This is a genomic window from Cohnella fermenti, assembly GCF_004801405.1.
GTDB lineage: Bacteria > Bacillota > Bacilli > Paenibacillales > Paenibacillaceae > Cohnella > Cohnella fermenti.
In genome coordinates this window covers 346,582-359,291 of record NZ_SSOB01000001.1, presented here as the reverse complement: position 1 = coordinate 359,291, position 12,710 = coordinate 346,582, and the positions used below count along the sequence as shown (strand labels likewise).

Annotated in this window: 8 protein-coding genes; 2 read left to right on the top strand and 6 right to left on the bottom strand. The window is 59.5% G+C overall.

Annotated features, from left to right (window positions below; all coding sequences use genetic code 11):
- Positions 1–94: 94 nt before the first annotated feature.
- On the top strand, positions 95–970 hold the full coding sequence (locus E6C55_RS01355) for a LysR family transcriptional regulator (RefSeq protein WP_136368039.1): 876 nt from the start codon (positions 95–97) through the stop codon (positions 968–970).
- Positions 971–1,889: 919 nt separating this feature from the next.
- Positions 1,890–2,513, top strand: a complete 624-nt coding sequence (locus E6C55_RS01350; protein WP_136367966.1) for a hypothetical protein — start codon at positions 1,890–1,892, stop codon at positions 2,511–2,513.
- 91 nt (positions 2,514–2,604) lie between these two features.
- Here the strand turns inward: E6C55_RS01350 and E6C55_RS01345 are convergent, their stop codons facing one another.
- The 6 genes from E6C55_RS01345 to E6C55_RS01320 form a co-directional block, all read right to left on the bottom strand.
- Positions 2,605–3,420, bottom strand: a complete 816-nt coding sequence (locus E6C55_RS01345) for an ABC transporter permease (protein ID WP_136367965.1) — start codon at positions 3,418–3,420, stop codon at positions 2,605–2,607.
- Entirely contained in the window at positions 3,417–4,418 is a 1,002-nt protein-coding gene (locus E6C55_RS01340; protein WP_136367964.1) for an ATP-binding cassette domain-containing protein, read from the bottom strand. The genes E6C55_RS01345 and E6C55_RS01340 overlap by 4 nt, the downstream gene beginning before the upstream one ends.
- Before the next feature lie 171 nt (positions 4,419–4,589).
- The gene (locus E6C55_RS01335) at positions 4,590–5,936 is read right to left on the bottom strand and encodes an MATE family efflux transporter (RefSeq protein WP_136367963.1); all 1,347 of its coding nucleotides are present in this window, start codon (positions 5,934–5,936) and stop codon (positions 4,590–4,592) included.
- Between the two features lie 122 nt (positions 5,937–6,058).
- The gene (locus tag E6C55_RS01330; RefSeq protein ID WP_136367962.1) at positions 6,059–9,907 is read right to left on the bottom strand and encodes a carbohydrate binding domain-containing protein; all 3,849 of its coding nucleotides are present in this window, start codon (positions 9,905–9,907) and stop codon (positions 6,059–6,061) included.
- Positions 9,895–11,856, bottom strand: coding sequence for a glycoside hydrolase family 36 protein (locus E6C55_RS01325; RefSeq protein WP_136367961.1), 1,962 nt, complete (start codon positions 11,854–11,856; stop codon positions 9,895–9,897). The genes E6C55_RS01330 and E6C55_RS01325 overlap by 13 nt, the downstream gene beginning before the upstream one ends.
- The gene (locus E6C55_RS01320; protein ID WP_168735392.1) at positions 11,857–12,672 is read right to left on the bottom strand and encodes an SDR family NAD(P)-dependent oxidoreductase; all 816 of its coding nucleotides are present in this window, start codon (positions 12,670–12,672) and stop codon (positions 11,857–11,859) included.
- Positions 12,673–12,710 lie beyond the last annotated feature (38 nt).

The following is a 12,710-nucleotide window of genomic DNA, read 5'->3' as shown; positions in this document are numbered from 1 at the left end:
ATGTGATATAGATTCTCAATGGTAATTCCACTATAATACGAATCAACGATATAAGTGTAATTAGTATATTGCACAGGAGATATAGACCATGTCTATAACAAACAATTACGAGCTGTATAAGGTTTTCTATTGGGCGGCCAAGACGGGAAGCTTGTCCCAGGCGGCCAAGGCGCTCTACATCACCCAGCCGAGCGTCAGCCACGCGATCAAGCAGCTTGAAGACAGCTTCGGCATTACGCTGTTCTACCGGACATCGCGCGGGGTGTCGCTGACCCAGGAGGGGTCGCTGCTCTATTCTTATGTCGAGCAATCGCAGATTTTTATTGCGCTTGCGGAGGAGAAGATGGCCGCCCTCAAGAACCTCGACAGCGGAGAGCTTCGCATCGGAGGGAGCGATTCCTTGTTCAAGCACTTCCTGCTGCCGTACCTGGAGGAGTACCACCGCAAGTATCCCGGCATCCGGCTCCACTTGAACCACGGCACAACCCCGGAAGTCATCACCTTCCTGAAGGAAGGGCGTATCGACCTCGGCGTTGTGCGGCTGCCGATTGTCGACCCGCAGCTCGAGGTGCGCGAGAGCATCCAGTTGCAGGATTGCTTCGTCGCGGGCGAGCGCTACGCGGAGCTGCGGGACAAGACGCTGTCTCTGCCCGAACTGATGGAATACCCCGTCATTCTGTTCTCCCGCAACAGCCGGGCCCGGATGACGATCACCGAGCTGTTCCAGAGCTACGGCCACAAGCTGAAGCCGGAGATCGAAGTCGGCAGCGTCGACCTGCTGATCGAATTCGCGCGCCGCGGCCTCGGCATCTCCTACGTCACCCGCGAGTTCGTCTCGCAGGAGTTGGACAACGGCTCCCTGTTCGAGATCAAGCTGGACGTCGACATCCCCCCCTCCCACCTCGGGACGATGACCATGCGCAACATGCCCCTCACCAGCGCCGCGACGCGGTTCCTGGAGATGGTGTAGCCGCGGCCGATAAGATAGTCTCCCCCCTACTCACCGACCAACCGCCTCCACGACCACTTTAATGCTAACAACCTCTATGGCAACAAGGACGGTTGTCGTTCCGCTTGCCATCCCGCCTGACATTTCTCCCCCTCCCCATGCACCTATTCCCTCTGGCGGCATTAGGTCTCTTCTCCCTTTCGTTCAGGATAAGGAGCTGCAAGGTGAATAAGCTGATCCAAGAGTACAAGGCATGATCGTCAAGCGGAGGTTCCTGATTCAAGGGGAGAAGAGGGATAAGGGGGTAGAAGGGAGATCACCCCCTACAAACCCCACAATATGGAATTTCTCTCGCCAACATGCCAACTTCGCTGGGCGGGTGCTCGACGGTGGCGGGACTTTTTTGTCTGAATCCGGTACAGACCGCCATTAGCGAGACTTTATTTTAGTATTAAACCACATACATTCGCCCCCCATCCGCCTCCAACGACCACTTTTATGCTAAAAACCACATACATTTCGCTAAAAGCGCCTCCCCGCACCGAATGTATATCAAAAACCACATAAAAACACGCGAAACACGCGAGATCATCCTGAGTTTCCGTATAGCCAGCAGTTTTATCCGATTTTAAGGCAATCATCAGGCTCACTTAAGCGGCGGCCGATAAGATAGTCTCACAACCCCCTTCTGATATAGATTGCTTGAGCCCGCGGCCCTGTGCTGCGGGTACTTTTTTTATATGGCGGATCGATGAATCCCTCCCTTCTATTCTCGGTGAATTGTTACGAAATTCGACATATATCCGCTTTTTTCTTCACTTTCATGGATTTCCCCGGTATAATTCCACATTGAAAGCTATCCCTCCATCTTAATGAACAGAGAGAGAACAGAGAGAGAGAAAAAGAAGTTAAAAAATCATGGATTAGGGGAGAGACCGGCATGAAGAAGCTTGGATTAATGATGTTAATCGCCCTGACGGTAGCCGTCACGGCATGCGGAAGCAACGGCAACAATGGGAACAACGAAGAGGCTGCAACCGAATCCGCAAGCGCTGCAGCGGAGACGCAAGCCGCATCCGATGCGAGCGAGAACGCAGGCGAAGAAGTAACCGTTGTGTTCCCGGCCTCCGTCACCAACAATGATGTCGAAGGCGCAACGACCGAGATCAAGGAAGCCGGAGCGACGAACATCGTCGACAACGGCGACGGCAGCGCAACAGTTACGATCTCCCATGAGAACCTTGACAAACTCAAGGAAAAGTACCACACGGAGATCGAGAATGCGATTAGCGAGCTTCAAAGCGACAGCGGCGAAGGGGCGGCAATCGTATCCCTGGATTACGACCGCGATACCTTCCAGTCCTATGACATTACGGTGAACAAGGCTGCCTACGAAGCCGACGACGGAGCGGTTGGACTCGCGATATTCGGCCTCAGCATGCAGAGCATCATGTATCAGGTTTACACCGGCGTTGAGGAAACGAATATCTCCGTTGCATTTAATCTGATTGACGAGAGCACAGGCGAAGTATTCGACACGCAGACGCTTCCGGAAGCTCAATAAGAATTTATACAGAGTTCGAACAGGCCCACGCATAGTTGCGTGGGCCTGTCGTTATTCGTGCGATCTGCGAATGCGTTCTGTCCTTGCCCAATTAAGTCCGGCGCATGTACGCCTTCACGGTCAGCGGAGCGAAGATCAGCACGATGATCGCGGCCCCGATCAGGGAGATGACGAGGTCGCTGCCGACCGTGCCCGAGTTCGTCAGCTCGCGGACGGCGGTGATCAGGTGCGAGATCGGATTGATCTTGACGAACCATTGCAGCCAGTTCGGCATCGTGTCGACCGGCACGAAGGCGTTGGAGAGGAACGTCAGCGGGAACAGGATGAGCATCGAGATCCCTTGCACGCTCGAAGCCGTGCGGGCGATGACTCCGAAGAAGGCGAAGATCCAGCTCATCGCCCACGAGCAGCCGATGACGAGAACGGCGGCGATGGCCACATTGCCTAGCCCTCCGTCCGGACGGTACCCCATGATATAGCCCATCGTGAAGGTCAGAACCGTCGCGATTGTGTAGCGAATCGTATCCGCGAGCAGCGCTCCCGCCAGCGGGGCGATCCGGGCGATCGGCAGCGACTTGAAGCGGTCGAAGACGCCTTTGTCCATGTCTTCCCGCAATTGGACGCCGGTGACGACGGACGTCGTGATGACCGTCTGTACCAGAATGCCCGGAATGATGACCGGCAGATACGAAGCCACATCCCCCGAGATCGCCCCGCCGAAGATATAAGTGAACATCAAGGTGAAAATAATCGGTTGAAGCGTAACGTCGAACAATTGCTCGGGAGTCCGTTTGATTTTCAGCAGCCCCCGATAGGCCATCGTGAGCGAGTTGCGAATCGTCTGTCCGAGACTCGTGCGATTCTTAAGCTTGCGTTCCGCGTTTAATGCCGTTGTTCCCATACTCATCCTACTGCCTCCTTCTTCTTGGCCGATCCGTTCGTCCCCGCCGCCTCGTCCTCCGGAACCCCGTGCCCCGTAATCGTGAGGAACACCTCATCCAGCGTCGGCTTCTGCACGCTCATCTCCGTCAGGTGAATGCCCGCCTCGCGAAGCGCGATGAGCAGATCGGTCACCCGGTCGGCGTCGTCCATTGGCGCGGTGATCTTGGTCGCCTCCGCGGTGATGCTGGACGGAACCTGCAGCACCCGCTCGACAAGCTGGCGCGCCCGTTCGATGTCGCGCGCGTTCTGCGGCCTCAGGTGCAGCGACGAGGTGCCGACGGATGCCTTCAGCTCATCCGCGGTGCCTTCGGCCACGACGCGCCCGCGGTCGATAACCGCGATCTTGTCGGCCAGTTGATCGGCTTCGTCGAGGTACTGCGTCGTCAGCAGCACGGTCGAGCCCGTCTTCACCAGGCGGCGAATCGTGTCCCACATCTGGTTCCGCGTGCGCGGATCGAGGCCGGTCGTCGGTTCGTCCAGGAAGATCAACGGCGGCTGCGCGATCAGGCTGGCCGCCAGGTCGAGCCGGCGGCGCATCCCGCCGGAGAAGTTCTTGAGCGGCCGCTTCGCCGCCTCGGCAAGGCCGAATTCCTCCAGCAGTTCGGCCGCCTTGCGCTTCGCTTCCGCCCGCCCGAGGCCGAGCAGCCGGGAGAAGATGACCAGGTTCTCCGTCGCGCTCAGCGACTCGTCGACCGATGCGTACTGCCCCGTCACGCCGATCAGTTGCCGCACGACCTGCGACTCCTTCGTCACGTCATGACCGAAGATCCGAGCCGAGCCTCCGTCCGGCCGCAGCAGGGTGGCGAGCATCCGGATCGTCGTCGTTTTGCCCGCTCCGTTCGGGCCCAGCACCCCATAGATCGTTCCCGCATGCACCTTCAGATCCACTCCGTCGACCGCCCGATTGTCCCCGAATAGCTTCACAAGTCCGCTTGCTTCGACGGCCCATTCGCTCTGTCTCATGTATCGTATCCCTCCGCACTCTCTATTCGTTAACCGGTTATGGTGCCATCCTATCGCGCGATTATTAACTGAATATGAACCGTTATGCCGCCTCTTCCCACCAACGCAAATGCCCCTGCCCCGGAGCGAATTCGCTCTCGGTGCAGAGGCATCGTTGCGTTCGAATATCGATCAGCCGTGCGCTTCCTTCAGGCGAACCGCATGCCAGTCCGTCCGGTAATAGCGCAGCGCCACGGTCGTGCCGAGCACGGTCAGGAACGTGTACAGCGCAAGCCACGCGCCCATGCTGCCCCAGTCGGCCACCCGGACGAACAGATACGTAAGCGGCACGAACAGCAGGAAGCTGAGCGTCAGCGACGCGCGCATGAGGAAGGTCGTGTCCCCGATGCCGCGCAACCCGCCTGCGTAGAAGTTGTACAACCCGTCGAAAATCTGCAGATAAGCCGATACCTGAATGAGGCGGGCGGCGGTGTCGTACACGAGCGGGTCGTCGCTGAACATCCGGGCGATCGGGACCGCCCAGATCAGCTCCGCCGTCCCGAGCAGCAAGAGGAACAGGCTTCCCAGGACGGCCGTATTCGTGCCTGCCTTCCTCGCAAGCAGCGGCTTGCCGCGCCCGATCTCCTGGCCGACCAGAATCGTCGCCGTCGATCCGAAGGCGAATGCCGGCATGAAGCCGAACGACATGATGTTCAGCGCCACCTCGTTCGCCGCGAGCGCCGCATCCCCGATTCGGGCAACGAACATGGTGAAAATATACATCGACACGCTCATCGAGAATTCCATCAAGCCGAGCTTGCCGCTCTCCTGGGCGACGAGCCGCAGCTCCCGCCAATCGGGCTTCGGAAGAGAACGCGTGCCGAACTTGCGGTGCATCGGACCGTAGAAGACGATCAGACACAGCAGCAACTGGATCGCCTCTCCGATGAGAATCGCCCAACCCGCTCCCTTCACGCCAAGCTCGGGCAAGCCCAGCTTTCCGTTGACGAAGCCGTAGGTAAGGCCGATCATGATCAGGTTGGATACAATGGCGACGATCATCGAGACACGAGTGTTGCCGACGCCGCGGAAGAAGCCGTGGAACACGAAGCTGATGATGCCGAACGCCATCGCATAGAATCGCAGCTCCAGGTAGTCCGCTCCTGTACTCACCACATTTTCCGACCCGCCGGTAAGCATAAGTACGCCTTCGCTCGCCAGCCATCCCGCCAGCACGATCAGGAGGCCGATGCCGACGCTCGCGGACAGCGCCAAGTAGGTTCGCCCGATGCCCTTGCGCATCTCCCCCGCTCCGTAATTCTGCGCGACGAGATAGTTGACCGTGTGCCCGATGCCGGAGAACAGCGCGAACACGTTGTACATAATAATGTTGGAGACGCCGACGACAGCGATAACGACGATGCCCAGATGCCCGACCATAATCAGGTTCACAGTGCCCGTCACCGTCTGCGTAGCGAACGCGAACAGGGAAGGCAGCGCGAGCATCATGATTTGAAGCCAGTTGCGGAATAATGACATGGATGATGAACCTCTTCTGTATGATATCTTCTTCTGGTAGATGTTCATCCAGTCTGCATCAGGCTATGTCGGAAGTCAATAAAATTCAGCGCCGTTCTTCGCGTCTTGATTGTCGGAATGCATTAAGGGATCTCGAGCCAGATCATCTCGGAGCCTCGCGACTCGGAGATAACCACGTCCAGGCCGGCCATGAGTTGGGCTCCGGTCTTGGTTGTATTCTGCGCTGTGCGGTCTTCGAACACAACGTCATACGTTTGGCTCGGGTCGAGTCCCTTGAAGTGAATGGTCTTGGTCGCGCCTTCCGTGTTCGTGGGCTTGAACAGGAACGCCACTCCCGCCACCGCTCCGGAACCGTCCGCCTCGGGATCGAAGTACTGAACGCCGTCCCAGTTGACGCCGTCCGGGCGCGGCAGAATATGGTACAGATTCGCATTGCGCACGAGCGGACGAAGCTTATCCCGGAACATGCCGTAATACTTCTCGGCATACCATTCCTCATCGTATGGCAAGTGACCCCCCGAAGCGTTCGCAGAAGCAATATGCATTGCGCCGAGAATGACGCTTCGCCAGCCGTAGTCGTCCTCTCCCGCAATGCTGGAATACGCATCGGGATTGACGTAAGCCAGCAATTGCGCCGGGTGAATCGCATAGGAAGTCGTGTAGAACGTCTTGCGAATATCCTCGTAGTTGGCCGTGTCGTTATAGACGACGACACTCGAGCGTGACAACGTCGCGTAATCCTTCAGACTTCCGCCCGAGCTGTTGTTCTCGTAGCGGAACCCGGGCAAGTTGTCATACAGATAGTCCAGCACCTCGTAGAAGCCCGTCGCCGCCCAATACTGCACATCGGACGAGTAGCGATGCCGATTCTGCTTGTCGCTGGAGCGGACGATCGGCTCGAAGTCGCTTCGATACGTGTCGATGCGGTTGTCCGTCATGACCTCAAGCAGACGCTCCTTGATGAAGTCGACGGCGTCCGAATTGCCGAGATCGACGCTGGCTCCGGCCGATATCTGCCGGTTCGAGAACCATTCGGGGTGCGCATTCGGACCGATGGAGGAGAGCGCATCGGCATCCGAGGACAAGCCGTCATGAAGCAGGAAGTAATTCGTATACTCCAGATCCTCGTCCTCCAGCGCTTCTCCGTATTCCTCCCAGGTCGTCGCGCCTCTCATGTCGAGCCCTTCGTAATAAATCGGGTTCCCGAGCCGCCAGTCGCCCTCTCCCGTTCTCCAGCCGCCGGAGGCGCTGCCGGGCCACCAGCCGTAATCCCATTGCAGCGCGTCCACTCCCCAGCTCGCCAGATCGTAATGCTGGCCCATCAGCATCTCGGCCATCTGGGTGTACGGCTCGCGCGTATCCGTCCGCGTCTTCTCCGGAGCCTTGTTGTCGAAGAACCACCGCTTGAAGACGTTGCTGCCGTCATCCACGTCTCCCTCGTAAGCTCCCAGATAAACGGAAGGCACCCGGTAGGCGTCCCCGGCAGGTATGTCGGTCTTGAAGTCATCCGGCAAGCCGGCCCGCAGGCTGACGGAAGGCGGTGTCCCGGAGGCAGCCGCCGTCGCCAGAATACGCCCTTCGGGCCACTCCCATCCGACGTACAAGCCCCGCTCTCCCGCCTCGTCGACGAAGACTAGCGGAATGAAGCCGTTGGAATTAAAGTCCTGGTTCGTATTCGTCCAAGCGCTGTAGCTCTGGGAAGAAGTCAATGAATCCTGATACAGGCCCACGGTATCCGGTTCGCCGCTCTCCTTGTGGAATCGCCATAGCGTTGACGAATCATTCGGCTGCACTTCGACGGCCAGCGATTCCTGCGTATAGACGGTTATCGCCTGACCGGTCAAATTATCGAGCTCAATCCGATGTTCGATCGGCCCGTTGCCTTCCCTCGCCCGCCAGATGGATCGCAGCTCCAGATTCGGCGTATCGGAGAGGAATGTGAGCGTGACTTGCTTCCCGTCGGTCGTGTCCACGTCGGCGGCTTCGAATTCCCACTCGATGGAATAGGGAACACCGCCGACATCGACCCGATCCAGCAGCGGCACTGTCGTGTCCGAAGCGATCCAGTCCTCCGAAGAGCCGACCGAACGCAGAGACGAGATGGCCGGCTGCTGGTGCAGCACCGTGAGCGTCAGCTCCGTATCGCCCGAAGCCAGCTCCCAATACGGGTGCATGCGGACATCGTCGAACCAGACCTCGTTGCCCGAGCTTGCAATGACGCTGACCAGCCGCATGCTGACCGAGGTCAGAGAGCCGGAGTTCCACACCTGCTCCACGTATCTCCACTCGCCTCCGCCGCCCCCGGCATCCGAGCCGAACTGGGGTTCTCCGGGAATGTCGTTCAAGTCGATATAGCCAACATCCGAAGATGACGTTTTGTAGATCCAGGCCGACAGGACGTAATCGGTGTTCGGCGTCACCTCGATCGATTGGCTGCTTGCTCCCGTGCCTGTGGCCGACGCCCGAAGAGCGTAGTTCCCGTCGTGCGACCGATCGTCCGAGCGCTCATGTCCGGACGCCTGCGTCCACGAAGTCGCGTCGGCTCCGTCGCCGACCTCGAAGCTGCCGTTGGCCGGCAGGCTCGCGGCGGGTTGAACCGGAGCGATGACGATATCGTCGAACCAGATCGCCCCCGTCGGAGAACCGTCGGTGACGGCGCGGACCGTTATCGCCGTATTCGCTCCGCTCTGCCAATAGGCCTCGACATAGGTCCACACGCCGGCCCCGAGACCCGATCCGACCCCGATCTGAACCTCCCCGCTCAGGTCGTTCATATCGACATATGCCGTCCCCGCCGAGGTCGCTTTATAAATCCACGCCGATACCTTGTAGGTCGTGTTCGGCTCGACGGATACCGCCGTGCCGGACGCGGCCGTAACCGTTGCCGTCGACTTCAACGAATAGACGCCCGAATGCGAACGGTCGCTCGATCGCTCATGCAAGCCGTGCAGTGTCCAGCCCAGGGCGCTTGTGCCGCTGCCGTACTCGAAGGTGCCGTTGGCGAGAAGGTTGCTGCCGACCAGCTGCGGGACCAGCCGGATGTCGTCGAACCAGATCGCTCCCGTCGGCGTGCCGTCAACAACGGCGCGCAGCGTAAGGCTTGTGTTCGCGCCGCTGTTCCACAGCTCCTCCACATAGGTCCACACGCCGGCTCCTTGGCCGTTATCGACGCCGATCTCGGCCTCCCCGCTTATATCGTTCATATCGATATAGGCGATTCCGTCTCCGTTCTCCTTGAATACCCGCACGGACAACAGATAGGTGACATTCGGTTGAACCGTTACGCTCATGCTTGACGCGCTCGTCGAAGCGGCCGTCGACTTCAAGCTGTAGCTTCCTTCATAAGAACGGTCGCCGCTCCGCTCATGCAGACCGTGCAACGTCCATCCCGTCGCTCCCGTCCCCGTCCCGTCCTCGAACGAGCCGTTGGTGAGAAGGTTGCCGCTCTCGACCGGAACCATACGAATATCGTCGAACCAGATCGCGCCTGTCGGCGAAGCGTCCGTAACGGCGCGGAATTGGATTCCGGTCAGACTCCCGCTGCTCCACGTCGTCTCCGAATACGTCCATTGGCCGCCTCCGCTGCCGACCCCGGTGCCGATCTGCGCTTCTCCGGCAATGTCGTTCATGTCCACGTACGCGGTTCCGTCATTGTTCTCTTTATAGATCCACACGGAGATTTTGTACGTTGTCTGGGGAACAACGGATACGGCAATGGAGCTTACCGCCGTCGAGGTCGCCGTCGATTTGAGGCTGTACGATCCCTCTTGCGCACGATCGCCGGAACGGGCATGGCTTCCCGCCAAGGTCCACCCCGACGCCGCGCCTCCGGTCCCGTTCTCGAACGAGCCGTTGGCGACAACGTTGTTGGCCGGCACGGCGGCTCGAACGGTTCGGTCGGGGGCCAACGCTATAAACTGACAAAGCAAAGCAAGCGCAAGCAAAACAGGCAGACGCATTACTCTTCGCATCCGGTATCCGCTCCCTTGATTATCTCGTAATGAATGGCCAGTGAAGCCCCCTTCGTTCGTTCCTGCAGCAAGATCCCCTGCTCGGACAAGGTCCTGCCGGACAAGCGCCGCTTCTCGCACCGATGCCGTTCGTCCGTTATCGTCAGCTCGTATTCCGCCGAAGCGTCGATTCCCCTGAGCCGAACGGACAAGCTTTCCTCCTCGGACCGCTGCCTGCGGAAGCCCAGCGCAATGCCGCTTCCATCCGCTTCCCGATGGAATTGCCAAGCCATCCACACGTCTTCTTCGACGGAGAACGGAGTCAGCGGATAGAAGCTCTCCTTATAGTACGGCACCAGCCGCGCCCGTTCTTGCACATTGCGCCGCAGCGTCTCGTAATCGATTGACGTCTCTCTCATGTCGAAGCATAAGATGTTGCATGGCGCTATCGCACTGCGGAAGCGATGCGGCTCCGTATGCATGATTCCGCCTCCATGGAAGGTAAGCCACGGAGACAAGCCATAGGTCTGGCACTGCTGGCCGACGGGCTCGAAGTGATAATCGCTTCGGGTCAGCGGCACCGCTCTGCGCATGGATTCGAGATCCAGCCTGCGGCCTCCCGAGGCGCACGTGTCGATCAGGATGCCTCCCCGCCGCTCGCGCAGCTCGTCGAAGAACGCGAGCAACCCTTCCACGTAGCGGATCTCCGTCATGCCCTGCCGATCCTCTTCGTCGTTCTCCCGCCAGTAGCTTAGCGGATCGATATTGAAGTCTTGCCGGTAAATATCGATTCCTTCCTCTTCGATAAACCTGACCACCCAATCCGTCCACCAGCGCCGGGCCTCCTCGTTCCCCAGATCAAGCAGCCGCCAATTGGGGAACGCGTTGTGTCCTTGCGGAATCGTCTCCGGCGGAGACAGCAGCCAGTCCGGATGCGCCTCGGTCAGAGAGCTGCCCGTCGTGACGCGCTCCGGCTCGAACCAGACGATGCTGCCTACGCCTCGCTTATGCCCGCTCTCGGTTACGGCCTTCAGTCCCCGGGGGAATCTCATCCTGTCGACTTCCCACGTCCCCGTGTTCACCCACGACCCTCGGTTCGGGTACCATCCCGCATCCATCCACCAATAATCCAGCGGGACCCCTTCCTCAAGATAACGGTTGATAAAAAGCTTCTGGTTGTCCTCGTCCGCCTTCTCCATCTCCGAGAACTGATGCGAGCTGCACGCGGCGACGAAGGGGGACAGTTGCCGCCCGTGCGGCCTGGGGGCATTGTGCTCGTTCATCCATCTGCGATAGACATTCTGCGCCTCGACGGAGTCGCCCTGCCAGAACTGAATCGCGATGAGCGGAGTCCGAATGCGTTCGCCAGGCAGCAGACGCAATCGGACGCGCTCTTGGCCGGCGCGGACTCGCACCTCTCCTTCGCAGCGGGAGAAGCTCGCCGCCCACTGCCCCGGCCACCCGATCGCAAGGCTGATCCCGATATTCGACGCATTTAATCGAAGATAGGGCAGATGCCCGTTGGAGGGGCGTCCCCCGACAGAGGCGATAACCCTGCCTGCGCCATGCTCGAGCCGCTCCTCGTAGAATTCGAAGTCCCGGACGGAATGCTCGCTGCCGCGTTGGCTCATGAGGGTGATCTCCCGCTCGGCCTCTCCCGCGAAGACGGCATCGAGCGCTTGAAGGTTCTCCAGAATCGGAGAGGGCTGCGTCCCTATGTTCTGCAAGTAGACGGTCCATTCCACGATGGGATAATCGACATACTCCACGGCGACGCATTCGACCGACAGCAGCTCCTTGCTGTAGACCAGCTTATGAATACGGCGATGCTCGTCCGGTTCCGATACCTCATGCCGCCGGTCGGCTCCGGACAACCATTCGGCAGAGGCCGCGCTGCCGTATTGGAAGGAGAACGGAGCCTCCTCCCCCTTGGACAATCGCTGCTCCAGCCATTGTGTGCTTATTGACATTCATGTCTCCTCCTTCGAGTCCGATCCGGCGCTGTCGTCGAAGACGGACGCCACTTCCTTGCCCCCGTCCACATTAAGGATTTGTCCCGTAATCTGATCGGCGAAGGAACTGACCAGGAACAATACGGCATTGGCCGCATCCCGTCCGGTCTGCAGCCTCCCCAGCGGCAGCGCCCTCCCCCGCTCGCGAACCCAATCCGCCGACTGTCCGGCGGCTTCGCGCTCGGCCTGTTCTTTCTCCGTCAGCACCCAGCCCGGGTTCACGCAATTCACGCGAATCCGATCTCTCGCATGCGCTCCTGCCAGATTGCGAGTAAGAGTGGCCACGCCTCCCTTGGAGACGGAGTAGGCCAGAAGCTCCGGCAAGCCCACTGCCGCATGGGAGGAGCCGAGATTGACGATCGCGCCGCGGCCTCGCTGTTGCATGTGCGGGATGACGGCCTTGCAGCAGAGGAACATGCTCCTCAGGTTAATCTCCATGACCCGATCCCACACTTCGGCTGTCGTATCCAGCAAGCCGCCCCTCGGGTAGATGCCCGCATTATTGACGAGAATGTCGATGCCGCCGTAAGCATTGACGGCCGCTTCCGCCGCTCGCAGCGCATCCTCCTCCGAAGCGGCGTCGCCAAGAACGAACTGTGCCGTACCGCCTTGCTCCTGCAGATGCCGGGCCTTGGCCTCGCCATCCGGCGAGATATCCGCCAGCGTTACGGCAGCTCCGGCTTCGGCCAGCGCTGCGGCGATGGCATAGCCGATGCCGGCGCCTCCGCCGGTTACGACCGCGGATTGACCGCTCAGGTCGATTGAGAGCATCATTCCTTCCCCCCTCCTTATTCCCATAGCCGATCTCCGAC

Excerpts from the sequence above, each read along its gene's own strand:
- E6C55_RS01320 (WP_168735392.1), bottom strand. The coding sequence starts at position 12,672 with ATGATGCTCTCAATCGACCTGAGCGGTCAATCCGCGGTCGTAACCGGC.
- E6C55_RS01350 (WP_136367966.1), top strand. The coding sequence starts at position 1,890 with ATGAAGAAGCTTGGATTAATGATGTTAATCGCCCTGACGGTAGCCGTC.
- E6C55_RS01330 (WP_136367962.1), bottom strand. The coding sequence starts at position 9,907 with ATGCGAAGAGTAATGCGTCTGCCTGTTTTGCTTGCGCTTGCTTTGCTT.
- E6C55_RS01335 (WP_136367963.1), bottom strand. The coding sequence starts at position 5,936 with ATGTCATTATTCCGCAACTGGCTTCAAATCATGATGCTCGCGCTGCCT.
- E6C55_RS01340 (WP_136367964.1), bottom strand. The coding sequence starts at position 4,418 with ATGAGACAGAGCGAATGGGCCGTCGAAGCAAGCGGACTTGTGAAGCTA.
- E6C55_RS01325 (WP_136367961.1), bottom strand. The coding sequence starts at position 11,856 with ATGTCAATAAGCACACAATGGCTGGAGCAGCGATTGTCCAAGGGGGAG.
- E6C55_RS01345 (WP_136367965.1), bottom strand. The coding sequence starts at position 3,420 with ATGAGTATGGGAACAACGGCATTAAACGCGGAACGCAAGCTTAAGAAT.